The organism is Rummeliibacillus sp. BSL5 (genome assembly GCF_052928305.1).
Genome location: NZ_JAVGCV010000001.1, coordinates 787,716 through 804,196 on the forward strand (window position 1 = coordinate 787,716; position 16,481 = coordinate 804,196).

Below are 16,481 nucleotides of genomic sequence, written 5' to 3' on the forward strand. Positions count from 1 at the left end.
GTTAATATCTCACGAGGTTTTCTTTTTCTTCAGTTTTTAATTATTCCACTATTTCTTATACTCTAAATTTATAGGTCAGATCTTGGAGACCTGTCGCTTGTTTATTAAGTTCTTGTACAACTCCATTAATTTCTTGCAGTGTTGCATTTTGCTCTTCCACAGAACCAGAAATGTTTTTTGCTGAGGTGGCAGACATTTCTGCTCGAGTGGCTATCTCTTCTACAGATGCGGTAACTTCTTCAGCAGCAGCTGAAAGTTGCTCTGATGTTGTAGTTACATCTTCTAAGCGTGTCGTCATTTCATCTACTGACTCTACGATATCATCAAAAGAGTTTGCAGCATCCGTTATTATATGAACACCTTCGTCTACATTTTTAAGATTCGAATTTACCGATTTTGCAACTGTCTCAGTGTCCATTTGGATTGTGGTAGTTAGTTTTACAATTTGCACAGCTGAGTTCTTGGATTCTTCTGCTAATTTTCGAACCTCATCCGCTACTACTGCAAAACCTTTACCATGGTCACCAGCTCTTGCCGCTTCAATAGCTGCATTTAAAGCTAAAAGATTAGTTTGTTCTGCAATATCTGTTATTAAATTCGTCATATGCTGAATCTCTTCAGCTTGTTTTTTCAAACCGATTATCAAGTTATTTGTCTGATTAGTAGAATCTGAAATTAACTGAACTTGGTTCTTCGCAACATTTAAGATTTTACCGCCCTGATTTGCTAGTTCTGTTGCATTTTTAGCTCTATCAAAGAGTGTCTGTGAAGCCTCTGCGATTCGTTGAACACCAAGTGAAGTTTCTTGCATGGCTTTCGCTGCTTCCTGCGCTACATCTACCGAGTCCTGTGCTCCTCGGGATGTTTCATCGACATTATCAGAAACTTTATCTGCTGCATGTGAAATTTCTTCTGTGGATGCAGCTAATTCTTCAATCGAAGAAGAGAGCTGGTGAGATCCCGCTGCAATATGTCGAATAATACCTTGCAAGTTCTTTTTCATTTCATTGAAAGAAGCAGCCAATTTTCCTACTTCATCGTTAGATTTTATAGGAATATCATCTTGCAACAAATCACCTGCTGCAATTTGTTGTGCACCTTTAACGACATCCAACAGTGGCTTAACAATAATTCTTCTTACATTATTAATAAATAGCAGGGCTGTTAAAATACCGAGAATTGCTATTACAAAGTTTAAAATTTTCGCATTTTTCGCGATATAATCTACCTGATCCTGTGCAGCCTTCAGCGAGTCTTGTTCATACTTATCGGCTGATGCTACAATCCCCATTAAATCATGACTTGCAGATTCTGCACTCGTTAATTGTGAAGCTGCATTATCATCCATATTTTGTTCTTTAGATTGAACAATCCCATCAATAACTTTGTTGTAATCTGTTGTTAAGTCATTCATCATCTCTGAATAGTCACGAAGCTTTTTAGTATTAGCATTCTTTTTTAAATCATTAATCGATTTGGTTGTTGCTTCTTGGTAAGACAATAATTTTTGCTTATTAGATGCATTGCTGTCTAACAAATAACTTCTCACATATAAACCTTCAAAGGCAAGATTTGATTTAATTGCATTGATTTGGTTAATCGTATGTATATTTGTATTGATTAGTTCATTAAACGAACCAACCAATTTGTTCATTCTATTTGCATTTACACCCATCAGAATCAGTAGAAAGAGTAATAAAGCAATAAATCCTACACTTATTTTCTTTTGAACAGACATAATTCTCTCATCCCCTTTATTATTCCAAATAGAAGTACAAATAAAGTCCAGTAATTGTGTTACTAACTTCTACTTATAGAATTCCCACCCTTCAATATCTACCTAGAGTTATAGTGACATATCTAAGTACTAATATAATAGCATTATTTCATACGAAATATATTAGTCCAAAGTACCCAAATTTATTGATTTATTAAACTTGAATAAATTTTTGAACTTTTTATACAACATTCTATCAAATTCCTAACAAAACCGAGATATTTAATATAGCTTATCGAAAAATATATTTACAAATAGCAGCCATAGTAAACTCGATGAACTAGCATAAATTAGAGCTTGAATACGAATGGCCGTAAAATAATATTAAAAAACAAAAACCACAGACACCTGTAAAAAATTTACAATGAGCTGTAGTTCCATGTTAGCTATCTTCAATACGAATAATATTACCTTTTGGCATCCCATTCAGCATAAAATTGTTCTAAATAAGTTTCTAGGAATTGATGCCTTCCTTCTGCTAGGTCCTTACCCATATTAGTATTCATTGTGTCTTTCAGTTTTAATAATTTCTCATAAAAATGCATAATAGCTGTATCTTTACCTGAACGATATTCTTCCAATGTTAAGTTATCTCTAGGTTTCATATCAGGGTGATGTATTGGTCGCCCTTTAAAGCCCGCATAGCACATAACTCTAGAGATACCTATGGCACCCATTGCGTCTAATCTATCTGCATCTTGTACAATTTTACCCTCTAGAGTACTCATTTCTTTTTTCTGTGTTCCACCTTTAAATGACATAGTCGTAATGATTTCTAGAATGTCAGCTGCAGTGACATCATCCACTCCATTATCTTTCAACCATAGTTTAACTTTATTAATTCCAGTTTCTTCATTTTTATTTAATTTTTCATCTGCGACATCATGCAATAAGGCTGCAAGCTCACATATAAAAATATTTGCACTTTCTTTTTCAGCAATTGTCATCGCCAATTCTGTTACTCTGTGAACATGCCACCAATCATGGCCACTACTATCTCCACCCAGTTCTGCGTATACAAATTCTCTTGCTGAGTTAATAATTTTTTCTTTAGCAGCACTTCCGTATGTATTCAATTTCTTTACCTCCTTTAAAGCTTACTTATATAAAATAGCCATTTTTATATTTCTGAATAACATAGTCTTTTATAGACTGAATGCATTCAGCTGATAAAGGACTCTTGTTTTTGCTAATTATATCTCCATATGGTGTACCATCCACCATACGTATCATTCCTGAAAATTTTTGTTCTTTTGTTTCGTCATATCCTTGAACATGAATAAAACAGGTTATCGGCCCGTGAAAGGCATAATCAATAATGGTAATTTGTTGTTTCATTCTGCCACCCTCTTTTGTTTAAAAAAACCGACTTCCATTAAAGAAGTCGGTTTTGCTATCATCGGCTTAGTAAGCTAATCCGTATAATGCTTTAATATGTGATAAGTAGCGAATATTACTTGCTTCTTTCATTAACGTAGCTGACAAACCTTTTAGTTGTGTATTATTAGCACCAACTGTTGCTACGCCATCTTTACGGCCTAAAGATGCAAGTGTACCAGAGTTCACTGCTACAAATGTTTTCATTGGTTGACCTTTCAATAGAGCAAACAAGTTATAACCCGCTGTTTCACCCATTTGCCATGCTACTTGAGCTGTTGGAGCATACAGTGGACGTGCACCTGGCTCAGGAATCATAACAGAAGAGTCACCTACTACGAATACATCAGGATGTGAAGTAGATTGTAAGAATTCGTTAATTGTTGCTTTACCACGATCTACTTCTAAGCCAGACTCTGCTACTACTGGAAGTGCTGCAACTCCGCCTGTCCATACAAATGTATTGGCAACGATCACTTGACCATCTTTTAATGAAATTTGGTTACCTTCTACAGAAGTAACAGGAAGTCCTGTTAAGAATTCAACACCGCGTTTTGATAAAGATTCAGTAGCTCGTTCAATTAAAGTATCTGGTAATACAGGAAGCACTTTTGGACCTGCTTCAACTAATTTTACATTGAACTCTTTAAAGTCTACACCATATTTTTCAGCAACTTTTGGCATATTGTCGATAATTTCACCGACAAGTTCAATACCAGTCAAGCCGCCTCCACCGATTACGATAGTTGCATCTGCAGGATCTTTTGTTTCTGCATAAGCTTTAATTTTTGATTCAATATGGTTGAAGATATTGTTTGCATCGTTAACAGATTTAAGTACCATACTGTTTTCTTCAAGTCCTGGAATTCCGAAGAATCCTGTTTGGCTGCCAAGTGCAACTACAAGGATATCGAAAGAAAGAGATGAACCATCATCTAATTTAACGAATTTGCCGTCTGGAGAAATTTCAGTCACTTTAGCAATGTGAAGGTCAATGTCTTTACCTTTGAATAATTTTTCAAGTGGGAAAGAAACTGCTTTTTCATTGATTGTGCCGCCAGCTAAACGGTGAAGTTCTGTAATAATTTGATGAGTAGGAAATTGGTTGACAACCGTTACTTCCGCGTCATCTTTTGTTGCGTATTTGCGGAATGTTAATGCAGCTAAAACGCCACCGTATCCTCCGCCTAAAATGATGATTTTTTTTGACATAATAAATCCTCCATGTTCAGAATTAATAATTCTATTTTAAATGTTTATGTTCTTCGTTCACTTGGATGAAAGCATTCGCAAAACGGAAAAGTTGTTGTACTTGAGGTTCTTTAATCAAGCGAAGCATACCGAAAAGGCCAATTGTTTCAGTGCTAGCATCAGCACGGTCTTTCGCTTCGATTGCTGTTGCTGCTAGTCCTTTAGCAGATTTTACTACTGGGTTGGCCATTTCACTAACAGCACCAACGATATCGTTTTTCAAAACTTCATCTGTTGTTAAAGATTGAGCTAAGTCATAAACTTTTGTAAGAGTAGTCATCATTTCTGTCAATTTTGGCAATTCATTAACCAAAGCAGTGATTGATTCTTGTACCTCAGGTTTCAATAATTGATCCAATACATCCAGTTTTTCTTGGCTTACAGCTTTTTGTTCAGCTTGTAATTGATTAGTCGTTTCTGACATATCCAATTCTCCTTTGCAATAACTATTATTAACTACATATTTCAAAGTAACCTAAAGAAGCATTACTTGACAATCCTTAGACATCTAACAATAAGACGCTTTTGGCCAAGCATGCCAAAACACATCCAAATTACACACTTTCACTCAAAAAGTGTGTTTGCCAATCATGTTAAGCGCCTTGAAAATCAGTATGCTTCGAATATTTAAATGGAGTATTCTCCCCACTTTTAACCTACATAATGAATAATACACCTTTCTTCACAGACTTTCCATCTTAAAAGAGTATTTTCTGTGAAAAAAGTCAAAATGCATAGTTTTCTTTTGGTAAATTTTATATAATTAATTTCTTTATATTATTGAAATCTATTTCAGGAACGAAATGTATATGATAGAATAAAATAGTAGAAATAGAAATAACTTAGAGTACGATAAAGGCTAGGAGGCAGTTGTATATGAAAATGAATTACTTTGTCCCCCCTGTACTAGCTTATCTGATTGTTTGTATAATTTGTACCACCCTCCCAGCTCCTGAAGGATACAATTCAGTCGGCTGGAAATTATTTGTTGGTCAAATTTACGCAATACCCATGTTGTTCATTGTTTCCTTGATCATGTTCATTTTAAAGAAAAAAACACCAGAAGCAAAAAAAAGAATGGATTGCTAAAAGCAATCCATTCTTTTTTAAATACATACGTGTATGTAAAACCTTCAAATACTGTTTTCTCTTATACGTGTACTAAACCGATCCGATTAGCTACACGATTCGTCAACATACTTGTTGCCTTTGGCAGAACAGCTTGGAAAATCGGGTTTAACACAGGTGCAGCAAACCCTCCAGCTTTCACCTCTAGATAACCAGTCATTTTCGTTTTTTCTTCACTAATTGCTTCTCCTTCAAAGTAACCGTTACCAGTAAACTTATCAGTCAAACCTGTTAATGTAAATGAAATTTTATTAGGCTCATCCCAGCTTGTGATAGTAATCTCCACTTTTACTTCTTTTTTCAATACACCAACATTTCCTGCAAATGTCCAATTTGAATGTTGCTCATCGATCATTTCATGTTCTCTATAGCCAGGCACTAAAGTTGCCCAATTTTCCATTTTGCTAACAAAATCCCAGACATCTTTTTGTGGAACATTTACTTCTACTGTGTGTGAAGCTGTTGCCATTATGATCACTACTTTCTATATTTTTAGTCCATCATCATTATACATAAAAACATTTCAAAGGAATACTGCAAAACCATAATTCGTATAGCAATACAATTATTGCACAGTTTAAAAAGACAAATTCAATTGAAAAGAGTGAATGATGTGGCATTAATCTTGAAAACGTTGCTTCTCATTTTATCAGGTGTAATCTTATTAAGAATTTCAGGCAGAAAATCCATTTCACAGATGAACTTAAGCACCACCATCTTAATGATTTCTACTGGAACAATTCTTGTCCAACCGATTGCAGGTCAAGGAATCACTCATACAATTATGGCTGTAGGAATTCTTGTATTATTAGTTCTTTTTTTAGAATATCTTCAATTAAAGTTTAATGCCATAGAAAAACTTATTACGGGAAAAAGCAAAGTGGTGATCGAAAATGGAAAATTAAACATTCGTAACATCAAGAAAGTTCGATTGACAATAGACCAGTTGGAAATGCGACTTCGCAACCAAGGTGTATCGCGTTATCAAGATATTAAAACGGCTACTATTGAACCTAATGGTTTGCTTGGTTACGAATTAATGGATGAAGCCAAACCCTTAACTGTTGGAGAATTTAAAAAAATAATGGAAACTTACCAACGAGATATTTCTTCACAAACAACTACTGATGCTGCAACACAACAACCCACTATTTTTGATGAATTAACTGAAAAGCCTAAAGAATATGATCATCCTGATTATCTTCAATAAGATTACTTCACATTAAAAGCTTAAAAAAGTGCCCAAACGGTACAATAAATAAATTGTATCAAATGGGCACTTTTTATTTAATCGTTGTTTTTAGAAGTATCTGCCTCAGTTTGTTTACCTACATTATACGTATCACTTTTCGCCTTGGCAGCATTATCATGTTTTGTTTCCTCAAAATCATCTGGATTCAAATCAAAACTCAAACCAGATTCCTCACGATCTTCTTTCTTGGTAGATAAATTTTTCTTTTCATTGTTTGCCATGTTTCTTCACCTCCACATCTAGAATGCTCGAAAAGCACTCATTCATGCAGATAAATGCCCACAAGTGGACAAGGGGTATATCTGCCGTTATGCATATATACCCCTTGAATCGATATTCTATAAGCTAATATCAAAAAAATTCTTATTTTATCCTGGCCAATCTTGCTACCGCAGTTAAATCCTGCTATAAGTTCTTTCCTCTAAGTTAAGCAATGCGAACCCTAACTACTTTCGAGTTCTTATACCTGTAGAAAAATTGCCTAATTGGAACAATACATTGAATCAAATAAATACTTTTAATTATTCGTTGAGACGTGAAGGATTTGTTTTATTTGTTGGTCTATCCTTGTTTTCATTATCATTTTTAGCTTTTGCTGAGTTATTTTGCCCTATTACATCTAAATCGTCTGGACTTATATCATAGCCGTAACCAAATTCCTCACGGTCTAAATTGTTTGACTTTTTCTTTTTGTTGTTAGTCATGTTTTTCACCTCCACATCTAGAATGCACAAAAAGCATTCATTCATGCGGATAAACTCCCTAAATTGGACAAAGGGTATATCTGCCGTTATGGCAAATATACCCTTTGGATTTGATATTTTATTAGCTAATTTAAAAAAGTTCTTATTTCAACCCGATCATCCGGGGAATATCTATCACGTTTACTGTTGCCGCGGTAAAATCCTACTGGAAAGTTCTCTAACTTAAGCAACGCGAACCCTACCTACTTTCGCGTCCTTGTAGCCCTATAGCCACGCCAGTATGAATAAGTATCTTCAAAAACACATCGTAGAATGCCAATAACTTTAAAATTAGCTAATCAGCATAAATTACATTATCTCTTACTTTTCTCGAATTGTCAACCCAATTGAATAACTATTAAATTAACAAATATGAAACGACCAGTATATCTATCGATTTCCTTTTAATAACAACCACTAATTAAATACAAAGGTTACTTTCCCTTGTTCAAGCTTTAACTGAGCCGAAAAGGTCGTACCTTTTTTGGATTTAAAACCCTTGATTTCTTTCGTGATTCCATTCTGGCATAGTTCTTTAATCTGGTTTGGTGATAGCATTTTGCTGGCCACTCTTTTAGATATAATTAAGCTACAACCTTCTTTATAGTGAGAACAACCATAAAAATTTTTTTGCGAGACCAGCTTGCCCTTATGGCAAAGTGGACATAGAATATCTATTTTTTCTTTACGCAAAGATTCTTGTGGGATCTGAATTGCAGTCTTCTCCACTTTATCAGGCGTGGTCTCTATCAAATGATGTAGGAATTTTTTCACACTGTTTAAAAAAGCTTCTTGCGTGCCAGTATTATTTCCAATTTTACGCAAATAGTTTTCCCATTTAGCAGTCATAGATGGACTTGCGAGAAGTGAGCCTTCTAATGTTTCACAGAGTATGCGTCCTTTATCTGTGATGGAAACAATGTTTTTGGCGACATCAATATAACCGTGTTTTTTTATTGTTTCAATAATACCTGCTCGCGTAGCCTCTGTCCCTAAACCCTCCACCTCTTTCAAAATATCACTTTCTCCTGAATCCTCGATTATTTTACCACAGGTTTTCATCATTTGAATTAGTTGGCCTTCTGTATAAGGTTTTGGGGGTTGGGTAGTACCTTCATGGATATGAAGAATAGCCTCCACACTTTCATTCTTTAAAACTTTAGGCAAATACGGTTCTTCTTTCTTTTTCGCTGGAGCTGGCCATAATTCCTGAAAGCCTCGAACAAGTTCAATTTTTCCTGTAGTCTTAAACTCAATACCAACTACATCTGTAATAATGGTTGTCTCTTCATATAGATAGTCATGGTGGAACATTGAAATAGTCGTACGGACTACCTCTAGGTAGAGATTTTTTTCTTGAAGCGATAAGCCGTTTAACTTAGCTGAAGTAGGAATCGTTTTAGTAGGAATAATAGCATAATGCTCTTCCACTTTAGATCCATCAACATATCTTCTTTGTGGTTTAGTATGAGTTGCTTTAAATTGCTGGCCGATGAGTTGTTGATATCCTGATAGCCCTCCAGAAAGATAGTTAAATTCTGCATCCGTAATGTATTGGCAATCTGAGCGTGGGTAAGAAATCAGTTTTTTTTCATACAAGGATTGAGCGATTTCCAACACCTTTGCCGGGCTATATTTCCACATCTTGTTGGCTTTTGCTTGTAATGTAGAAAGTGAATGCAACTTTGGCGGTCTAATGGACTTCTTTACTTTCTTTACATCTTTAACAATACCATTCAACGGAGTATTTTCTTGCACTCCTGCTTGCTTCAACAATTCTTCTACTTCTTCACGCTTGTCCTTTTTTATATTAGCTTTCCCTTGGTATTTTCCTTGCTGCGAAGCAAATTCACCAGTTAGCTCATAAAATTTGGCAGGCTTAAAATCTTCAATCTCGAGGTGTCTCTGATAAATCATAAAAACAGTTGGTGACTGAACACGGCCAATGGACATCGTTTCATTGTACCCTTTTGCTTTCAGAAGCATTGTATATAAACGGCTTGCATTCATGCCGACTAGCCAATCACTAATTTGGCGTGTTTGCGCTTCTTGATAGAGCAACAGATCTTTTCGGTTATCGCGTAAGTTTGAGAAACCTTTTCTGATTTCCTCTGCTTCTAAGGAATTAATCCAGAGCCTTTGAACTGGCTTATTTCTTACACCTGTCTGTTTTAATATAGAATAAAAGATATTAGAACCTTCCCGATCGACATCACAAGCATTAATTAAGAGGCTCGCCTCCTTGAACAACCGTTTCACCTCTTGAAATTGTTCCCACTTTCCCTTCCCTACTCTAAATTCATAGCGATCCGGAATCATGGGTAATTGTGAAAGCGACCAGCGCTTCCATTCAGCTTTATAATCAGCAGGCTGCTTTAGTTCTACCAAATGGCCGATACCCCATGTAATCGTTGCTCCATGAGGTAAAACTGGAGAAGGTTTTAATTCTATGTAATGTTTTGTTTTTCTAGCAACTTGAAAAGCCTCTGCATAAGCCTTAGCCTGCGAAGGTTTTTCCGCGAGTATAACAACTTGTTCTATTGTCATTCAACCTCCTGTCTCTCTCCTTAACTTTGACTGTCAGCCCTTGAAAGAACACATATTCTTATAATGCTACTCTTATAGAAATAAATCAATATATGTTGTTTAAGAAATAACCTGCCAATTGCGAATTTCAAGACGCCAATGTTCTGGTAAATGTTCTACTTGTTACTAAGCTGGTTGTCATGCCCGCAAAGAAGATAGCCACAATCGATAGCAAGAATGTATTCGCAGAAAGCAATAACCCGCCAAGCGTGATGACGAAACTATCAAAGATAAAAATGAGCAGGCCTACATTTAGACCGGTTTTTCCATTAATAAAGAGAGCAAGCAAATCACTACCACAAGTACTGATACCCGCACGTAACATGATTCCAATGCCAAGGCCTATAAGTATACCTCCGATTATTGCACTAAACATGGCATCCATCCGCATAAGTACTCGTAAAGGCTTAAATAAATCAATCATCAAAGAAGAAATAATTAAGCCATGGATACTATTATAAAGATAAGCACGATTTTTAAACCATGCAATAATAAAGACAGGTATACTTAAGATGATTATCATTAATCCAGGTGTTAAATTGTAAAGATAATAGAGAATTAATGATAATCCAATAAAGCCACCGTCCAATATTTGATTAGGTGCCAAAAATAAATTAATTCCTATGGATAGTAAGATACTGCCACTAAATATAATTTTCATCTTTCTAAGCAGAACAATGCCGCCTCCTTGCAAATATTTATTAGTTAATCTTATGAGTAGATAAATTAATATAGAATTGCCTTCCCACCCTTATGATTTTTGGTTTGTCTTTTCTGAAGTACACCATGAAAAAAAGTTACAGAAGATTAATTTAAAACAGGCCCTATCATGGCTGCTCTTTTAGGAGAAGGGATTGTCGGTCTTTTTAGCGAAACAGCAATAAAAATTGCCTTTAAAGAATTGAGTCACATTTACATTGTTATCCAATGGTTAGTCAGGATATTACGGCACCTAGTGAATCGTTCTTATTTAATCTTGAAATATTTTTAAGAAAAATAAATGTTTATCTTTCATGATTTATAAAAACCCCATAGCAATTAATTCTAGCCTTATAAAAGAGACATTGTCTGTTCTACATTAGACAATGTCTCTTTTTATATACTCTTCAAAAATGTAGTTCTGGAATAGTTTGATATATGCACTGAGTCCTTTAATTCAACCCCTTTTATGAGTATTGATGCATTGCCATTTAACCCAACCTCTGAGCAATGAACAAGCATATTATACAAAGAATAGGAGGTGAAAATGTATGGTTTCTAGTTGGTTGAGAATAGCATCTATCTATTTTGCAATTAGCGTAGGCTACGGAATCTATATGTATGCAACCGACACATATGATTGGGTGATTTATGCACACCTGCTTATACTCGGATGGCTTTCTAATGCAGTAATTGGCTATGCATATCAATATACTAATTCCGGAGAATTGGAAAATTGGCAGTTTTACCTATTCAATATAGGGCTACTCTTATTATTTATCGGGCTAATATTTAGTTCAGTCGTCCTTGTTTGGATAGGGCTTGTGTTAATCGCATTATCTATCCTTCTCTTTTTAGTTCGGTTGTTCTTGTAAAGCTTAACAGTAGATTCCTTTTAAAGGAATCTGCTTTACATAGTTTATTTATGATTTAATGGAATGAATTTGAACTCTTTCGTATTAAATAATCCTTGATCAGTCAGTCTTAAAGCTGGAATGGCAGGTAGTGCAAGAAACGAGAGTGTAATAAACAAATGAAATGATAGGTTTGTATCTATTTTACCTAGTGCCTTATGAAGATCTTTCATTTTATCCGCTACTGCTTTTGCGTCTAGATCTGACATTAATCCACCGATAGGCAGAGGGATTGAACTCAACACTTCACCATCTGCTGTAATCGCATAGCCGCCTTGTATCTTATTTATTTCATTTATAGCTAGCAGCATATCTTCATCATTCGTTCCACATACAATCAAGTTATGAGAATCATGTGCAAATGTTGTAGCAATAGCTCCCCTTTTTATCCCTATACCTTTGACAATGCCCTTTCCTATACAATTTAGATTATGATGACGTTCAATGACAGCTAATTTTAATAAATCTTCTTTAAGTGAAGGGTCAAATTCATTATTTTTCACAGGAACTTTTTCTACTTTTAATTTTGTCTCTAATTCATTTGGGATAATTTCAATTATATGCACTTGCTCGTTCGGGTTAAGTGGTATCGCCAAATCTTCCTTTTTCACGAGTGGCAGTTTTACGGAGTGTAAAATTGAATGAGGTACAGGGATTCTTTTTTTTCTCTCAGTTAGCATTTTTCCATTTTCAGCGACTTTTTTTCCACTTTTCCATACAGCTTGAGATTCGCATTTTTTTAAATCCTTTAAAAGCACAAAATCTGCTAGATATCCCTCTGCTAATGCACCTTTTTTATTTAGCTTATAGCATTCAGCCGCATTTAACGTAGCAATTTGTATTGCTAACAACGGCTCCATTCCTGCTTCAATCGCAATTGATACAGCATGATTAATACTGCCTTCTTTCATTAGTTCATCAACATGCTTATCATCGGTACAAAAACAAAATCGCCTAGCGTTAGTTGCGGTAACAGCGGGTAAAATAGATAAAACATTTTTAGCAGCGGACCCTTCTCTCATAAGAACATACATCCCTTGTTGTACACGAATACTTGCTTCTTTTGCTGAAATACTTTCATGATCGGTATGTATGCCAGCCGCCCGATAACCTCGAATTTGAGTCTTCGTCAATTCAGCTGCATGACCATCTACAAGTTTTCCAAGGTTCTTGGTTTCCACAATCTTTTTTAGGATATCATCTTCTCTCTTGAAAAAAGCTTCATAATCCATTACTTCAGCTAATCCAAGCACATCATATTCATTCATAAACAGCCCAACAGCTTCTGCATCTAGTTTAGCGCCAGCATGTTCAAAAGAAGCAGCAGGGACACTGGAAGGGACCATTGTATATATATCCATTTCTGCCTGACGTGCACTTAAAAGCATATATTGAACCCCGAGCGTACCTGCAACATTTGCAATTTCGTGGGGATCTGTAATAGCAGTCGTAACGCCAAATGGTAAGATTACACGGCTAAACTCAGAAGGGGGTAGTAAAGTGGATTCTATATGGATGTGAGTGTCTATCAACCCAGGAATAACATGTTGGCCTTTCGCATCTTCTTCTTCTAAAGCTTCAAATTTACCCTCTTCATCAATCGCTACAATCATTTCATTTTTCACTACGATGTCAGCCTTTCGCCAAACAAGGTTAAACACATCCGCTACTTTTGCGTTACGTAAAATAAAATCTGCTTGCTTTTTATGCTGAGAGCTTGAAATCTTATCTTTAACTTTTTGTATTTTGCTATCCACTTCTTCTTTATTCATCTAAAAACCTCCTTTTATAATTGATCAATCACTACCTTTATATGCCACCCTTATAAAAAAATGAATTGAAAGAAAAAAATGTAAATCCATTTATGTAAGAAGAGTTCACTTCAAGAGAAAGTGAACTCTTCTTACCATCATTTATGAATATGAGTGCTATCTGAATAATTAGTGCGCAAATGCACTTTTTGAATTTTGCCAGAAGCTGTTTTAGGTAATTCATCAATAAATGTAACACTTGTAATTGCTTTAAAATGCGCTAATTTTGATCGAGAGAACTCAATTACCTCAGACTCTGTTAATGTGCTACCTTTCCGTAATACAATGTATGCATGTGGGGTCTCTCCCCATTTTTCATGCGGAACAGCGATTACAGCAGCTTCAAGGATATCTGGATGGTCATACAAGACGCCTTCTACTTCTATAGATGAAATATTCTCGCCACCGCTTATAATGATATCTTTTTTACGATCCGTAATAGTTAAATAGCCCATTTCATTTATATGGCCTACATCTCCTGTATGCAGCCAACCATCTTTGACTGTTTGAAGTGTAGCTTGTTCATTTTTCCAATATCCTTTCATTACACCATTGCCTCGAACAATGACTTCTCCGACTGTTTCCCCATCGTGTGGCACTTCTTCACCTAATTCATCTACAACTTTTACTTTTGTGCCAATCATGGGTGTTCCGGCTTTCGCCTTTAATTCATACTTTACCTCTTTTGGTAGATGCTCATATTGAGGTAATATACGTGAAATTGTACTTAGTGGCGAGGATTCTGTCATGCCATATACTTGGACAAATTCCCATCCGATTTCCTTTTCTACTTTTTCTACAAATGCTACTGGAGGAGCAGAACCCGCTATTACTACACGAAGTTTATCAGATCGTTCAGGCTGTTCTTCATCGAAATATTGAATTAAACTGTTTAATACGGTAGGAGCCATATGGACAACGGAGACATTGTGTTCAGCGATTTCATCAAAAATTGCTTTTGGAGAAGATTTTCGTAAAAATATTTGGGTTGCTCCATTGGCTGTATAATAAAATGGTGACCCCCATCCATTCACATGGAACATCGGTAAAACATGAAGGAGCACATCTTCATCTGTCACTCGTAAATGGTGCATTGTTGTAATTGCATGTAAGTAATTGTTTCTATGTGTTAGCATCACACCCTTTGGATCGCCTGTTGTTCCACTTGTATATAAGAGGCTTGCTATGTCATTTTCTTCAAGCGGCTCTCTTGGAAAAGGAGCTTCACTAAAACCAGTAAGCCACTCATCATAACTAAGTTCGGATGTTCCATTCTCTTTATAATGAACTACAATATGCTCTACTGTTTCTAGTTTATCTTTAATAGGTAAAATTAAATGATAAAAATCTTGATCAACAAACAATATTTTTGATTCACTATGATTTAGGATAAATAGATAGTCTTCAGGTTTCAGTCGAATATTAAGAGGTACCATGACTGCTCCCAATTGATAGATGGCATAAAAACCTTCATACATTTCAATCGTATTAGAAGCTAAATAAGCAACATGATCGCCTTTTTTAACTCCCATTGAATGCATCCCCCGTGATAATCGGTTTACCCGACCATTCAGCTCATTGTATGTAAGCTCTCTATTTTCATCTATAATCGCTTTTTTCTCTCCATAAAAATCCACTGCACGATCTAAAAAATCTGTAAGCACTAATGGCACATTCATCGTCCTACACCTCATTATCTTTTAATATACCATTTATTTTACAATATTCAGATAATTATGTCATTAAAAACCTTGCTTACGACTTTTTATAGTGTAAAAAATACTCTTCTAGTATAATGCATACAAAAAACCAGTGAATTATTCGCACTTGTTTATGATATATACCTTTCTATTATCCGCCACTCTTCTATCTTTTCATTGAATGATTTGATGTTCTTTCCAGGTATTGGACTAGTGGAAGGCATTTTTGCAAAATCAACATCTACATCTTTTAAAAAATCTAAACCAATATACTTTTTAAATACATCAAAAGACTTTCCTCCATTAAATAAGATCAAGCGAATAGATGGATATATTCTAAGTATTTTACTTAAATCATTCGGAACGATCTCTTTAATCGTAGAATCAAGGCTTCCCTGCCGTTCACAGGATTGTATAGTGTCCCACAAGCCAATCCTGTGCTGAATAAGAAGTTGGATTTTCAGTTGATAGTCATTTGGAATATCAGAACCTAGAATTTCACCTATAATTGGCCAAAAATGGTTGCGGGGATTGCCATAATATTGCTGCTTGGTAAGCGATTGTTGGCTGGGCATAGAACCAAGAATCAGCACACGGGTATCTTGGTCGATAATTGGCTCCAAAACATTATGAATTGGCATTCTTCAACCACCTTTTCTAAAATCTTTTGGCATCTAGTCTGCGGTCCAACAAATTAAATTCAATAACCATCTCATTATAAGAAGTGAAGGTTGCTTCATAAATAGAATCTACTAAAGAAATATCCATTGTTGCGTCAAAGTCTGTACTAACTACCTGGAAGGTATCTCTAAAAGCTTCCATATTCTCTTGGAAATCCTTGATCTCACCCATCTCTTGTATAGCTGGATCAGTAAATGTATATACGCCAAAAGAATGTTGGTTCGCACAAAATTTTTCGAACGCATCAAATCTAGCTTTTCCTTTTTTCTTGGCGAGACGTTTTAATTCCTTCATGCTTTTTAAAACATTTTCACCCTGTTCAGCCAGTAAGGTATTGATTGTTGAATTCATAAAATAACGGCCCTTCTATTTAAATATTTTTGCTTACTTTTATCATATCATAGCGAGGATTTTTTCACATATGAGCTGTTTGATTCCACTAATTAGTGTATTAAAAAGTAATTCTTTAGCCTGAATACCTAATCTATTTTCTTTAACTAAAGAATTGTCAATAAAAATCGAATTAGTAGTATTGACTACATTTGCCAATCTAGTTTATAGT

General features: G+C 35.3%; 17 protein-coding genes. 3 read left to right on the forward strand and 14 right to left on the reverse strand.

The genetic code is table 11. The annotated features are described in order from the left end of the window. Window positions 1–55 precede the first annotated feature (55 nt). From RCJ93_RS04010 to RCJ93_RS04030, 5 genes are all read right to left on the reverse strand, one after another. On the reverse strand, window positions 56–1,738 hold the full coding sequence (locus tag RCJ93_RS04010) for a methyl-accepting chemotaxis protein (RefSeq protein ID WP_066786897.1): 1,683 nt from the start codon (window positions 1,736–1,738) through the stop codon (window positions 56–58). A 446-nt stretch (window positions 1,739–2,184) separates the two neighbouring features. Further along, window positions 2,185–2,853, reverse strand: coding sequence for an HD domain-containing protein (locus RCJ93_RS04015; protein ID WP_251646210.1), 669 nt, complete (start codon window positions 2,851–2,853; stop codon window positions 2,185–2,187). A gap of 25 nt (window positions 2,854–2,878) precedes the next feature. Beyond that, a complete protein-coding gene (locus tag RCJ93_RS04020) occupies window positions 2,879–3,115 on the reverse strand; it encodes a hypothetical protein (RefSeq protein WP_147193532.1) in 237 nt (78 codons plus the stop codon). A 66-nt stretch (window positions 3,116–3,181) separates the two neighbouring features. Beyond that, a complete protein-coding gene (locus RCJ93_RS04025) occupies window positions 3,182–4,366 on the reverse strand; it encodes an NAD(P)/FAD-dependent oxidoreductase (RefSeq protein ID WP_150284288.1) in 1,185 nt (394 codons plus the stop codon). Window positions 4,367–4,397: 31 nt separating this feature from the next. Further along, complete coding sequence (locus tag RCJ93_RS04030) at window positions 4,398–4,829, reverse strand: DUF1641 domain-containing protein (protein ID WP_066786888.1); 432 nt, start codon at window positions 4,827–4,829, stop codon at window positions 4,398–4,400. A 458-nt stretch (window positions 4,830–5,287) separates the two neighbouring features. On the opposite strand from RCJ93_RS04030, the gene RCJ93_RS04035 reads away from it, so the two are divergent. Further along, window positions 5,288–5,494 carry a DUF4017 family protein gene (locus RCJ93_RS04035; RefSeq protein ID WP_150284925.1) on the forward strand — a complete coding sequence of 69 codons (207 nt, stop codon included), beginning with the start codon at window positions 5,288–5,290 and terminating at the stop codon, window positions 5,492–5,494. Between the two features lie 61 nt (window positions 5,495–5,555). Here RCJ93_RS04035 and RCJ93_RS04040 read toward each other — a convergent pair whose 3' ends face one another. Then, a complete protein-coding gene (locus RCJ93_RS04040) occupies window positions 5,556–6,002 on the reverse strand; it encodes a CoxG family protein (RefSeq protein WP_251646209.1) in 447 nt (148 codons plus the stop codon). A gap of 144 nt (window positions 6,003–6,146) precedes the next feature. Between RCJ93_RS04040 and RCJ93_RS04045 the strand changes: the two genes are divergently transcribed. Beyond that, on the forward strand, window positions 6,147–6,743 hold the full coding sequence (locus RCJ93_RS04045; protein WP_251646208.1) for a DUF421 domain-containing protein: 597 nt from the start codon (window positions 6,147–6,149) through the stop codon (window positions 6,741–6,743). Between the two features lie 77 nt (window positions 6,744–6,820). Here the strand turns inward: RCJ93_RS04045 and RCJ93_RS04050 are convergent, their stop codons facing one another. From RCJ93_RS04050 to RCJ93_RS04065, 4 genes are all read right to left on the reverse strand, one after another. Next, window positions 6,821–7,006 carry a hypothetical protein gene (locus tag RCJ93_RS04050; protein WP_066786881.1) on the reverse strand — a complete coding sequence of 62 codons (186 nt, stop codon included), beginning with the start codon at window positions 7,004–7,006 and terminating at the stop codon, window positions 6,821–6,823. A gap of 300 nt (window positions 7,007–7,306) precedes the next feature. Continuing rightward, window positions 7,307–7,489: a hypothetical protein gene (locus RCJ93_RS04055; RefSeq protein WP_251646206.1), complete on the reverse strand. Its 183-nt coding sequence runs from the start codon at window positions 7,487–7,489 to the stop codon at window positions 7,307–7,309. A 456-nt stretch (window positions 7,490–7,945) separates the two neighbouring features. Further along, a complete protein-coding gene (gene topB / locus RCJ93_RS04060) occupies window positions 7,946–10,075 on the reverse strand; it encodes a DNA topoisomerase III (protein ID WP_446738455.1) in 2,130 nt (709 codons plus the stop codon). A 127-nt stretch (window positions 10,076–10,202) separates the two neighbouring features. Next, window positions 10,203–10,775: a YitT family protein gene (locus RCJ93_RS04065; RefSeq protein ID WP_066786874.1), complete on the reverse strand. Its 573-nt coding sequence runs from the start codon at window positions 10,773–10,775 to the stop codon at window positions 10,203–10,205. Between the two features lie 589 nt (window positions 10,776–11,364). Between RCJ93_RS04065 and RCJ93_RS04070 the strand changes: the two genes are divergently transcribed. Continuing rightward, window positions 11,365–11,688, forward strand: a complete 324-nt coding sequence (locus RCJ93_RS04070; RefSeq protein ID WP_066786871.1) for a hypothetical protein — start codon at window positions 11,365–11,367, stop codon at window positions 11,686–11,688. Between the two features lie 44 nt (window positions 11,689–11,732). Here the strand turns inward: RCJ93_RS04070 and ade are convergent, their stop codons facing one another. The 4 genes from ade to RCJ93_RS04090 all read right to left on the reverse strand — a co-directional run bounded on the left by ade (window position 11,733) and on the right by RCJ93_RS04090 (window position 16,270). Then, entirely contained in the window at window positions 11,733–13,499 is a 1,767-nt protein-coding gene (ade, locus tag RCJ93_RS04075) for an adenine deaminase (protein ID WP_446738456.1), read from the reverse strand. Between the two features lie 137 nt (window positions 13,500–13,636). Further along, window positions 13,637–15,217 carry a long-chain-fatty-acid--CoA ligase gene (locus tag RCJ93_RS04080; protein ID WP_446738457.1) on the reverse strand — a complete coding sequence of 527 codons (1,581 nt, stop codon included), beginning with the start codon at window positions 15,215–15,217 and terminating at the stop codon, window positions 13,637–13,639. A 152-nt stretch (window positions 15,218–15,369) separates the two neighbouring features. Next, window positions 15,370–15,879: a DNA-deoxyinosine glycosylase gene (locus tag RCJ93_RS04085; RefSeq protein ID WP_251646202.1), complete on the reverse strand. Its 510-nt coding sequence runs from the start codon at window positions 15,877–15,879 to the stop codon at window positions 15,370–15,372. Window positions 15,880–15,895: 16 nt separating this feature from the next. Further along, complete coding sequence (locus tag RCJ93_RS04090) at window positions 15,896–16,270, reverse strand: hypothetical protein (protein ID WP_251646201.1); 375 nt, start codon at window positions 16,268–16,270, stop codon at window positions 15,896–15,898. Window positions 16,271–16,481: the final 211 nt, after the last annotated feature.

Coding starts and splice junctions, on each gene's coding strand:
- ade (WP_446738456.1), bottom strand. CDS start 13,499: ATGAATAAAGAAGAAGTGGATAGCAAAATACAAAAAGTTAAAGATAAG.
- RCJ93_RS04085 (WP_251646202.1), bottom strand. CDS start 15,879: ATGCCAATTCATAATGTTTTGGAGCCAATTATCGACCAAGATACCCGT.
- RCJ93_RS04070 (WP_066786871.1), top strand. CDS start 11,365: ATGGTTTCTAGTTGGTTGAGAATAGCATCTATCTATTTTGCAATTAGC.
- topB (WP_446738455.1), bottom strand. CDS start 10,075: ATGACAATAGAACAAGTTGTTATACTCGCGGAAAAACCTTCGCAGGCT.
- RCJ93_RS04090 (WP_251646201.1), bottom strand. CDS start 16,270: ATGAATTCAACAATCAATACCTTACTGGCTGAACAGGGTGAAAATGTT.
- RCJ93_RS04025 (WP_150284288.1), bottom strand. CDS start 4,366: ATGTCAAAAAAAATCATCATTTTAGGCGGAGGATACGGTGGCGTTTTA.
- RCJ93_RS04065 (WP_066786874.1), bottom strand. CDS start 10,775: ATGAAAATTATATTTAGTGGCAGTATCTTACTATCCATAGGAATTAAT.
- RCJ93_RS04030 (WP_066786888.1), bottom strand. CDS start 4,829: ATGTCAGAAACGACTAATCAATTACAAGCTGAACAAAAAGCTGTAAGC.
- RCJ93_RS04040 (WP_251646209.1), bottom strand. CDS start 6,002: ATGGCAACAGCTTCACACACAGTAGAAGTAAATGTTCCACAAAAAGAT.
- RCJ93_RS04050 (WP_066786881.1), bottom strand. CDS start 7,006: ATGGCAAACAATGAAAAGAAAAATTTATCTACCAAGAAAGAAGATCGT.
- RCJ93_RS04020 (WP_147193532.1), bottom strand. CDS start 3,115: ATGAAACAACAAATTACCATTATTGATTATGCCTTTCACGGGCCGATA.
- RCJ93_RS04055 (WP_251646206.1), bottom strand. CDS start 7,489: ATGACTAACAACAAAAAGAAAAAGTCAAACAATTTAGACCGTGAGGAA.
- RCJ93_RS04035 (WP_150284925.1), top strand. CDS start 5,288: ATGAATTACTTTGTCCCCCCTGTACTAGCTTATCTGATTGTTTGTATA.
- RCJ93_RS04010 (WP_066786897.1), bottom strand. CDS start 1,738: ATGTCTGTTCAAAAGAAAATAAGTGTAGGATTTATTGCTTTATTACTC.
- RCJ93_RS04080 (WP_446738457.1), bottom strand. CDS start 15,217: ATGAATGTGCCATTAGTGCTTACAGATTTTTTAGATCGTGCAGTGGAT.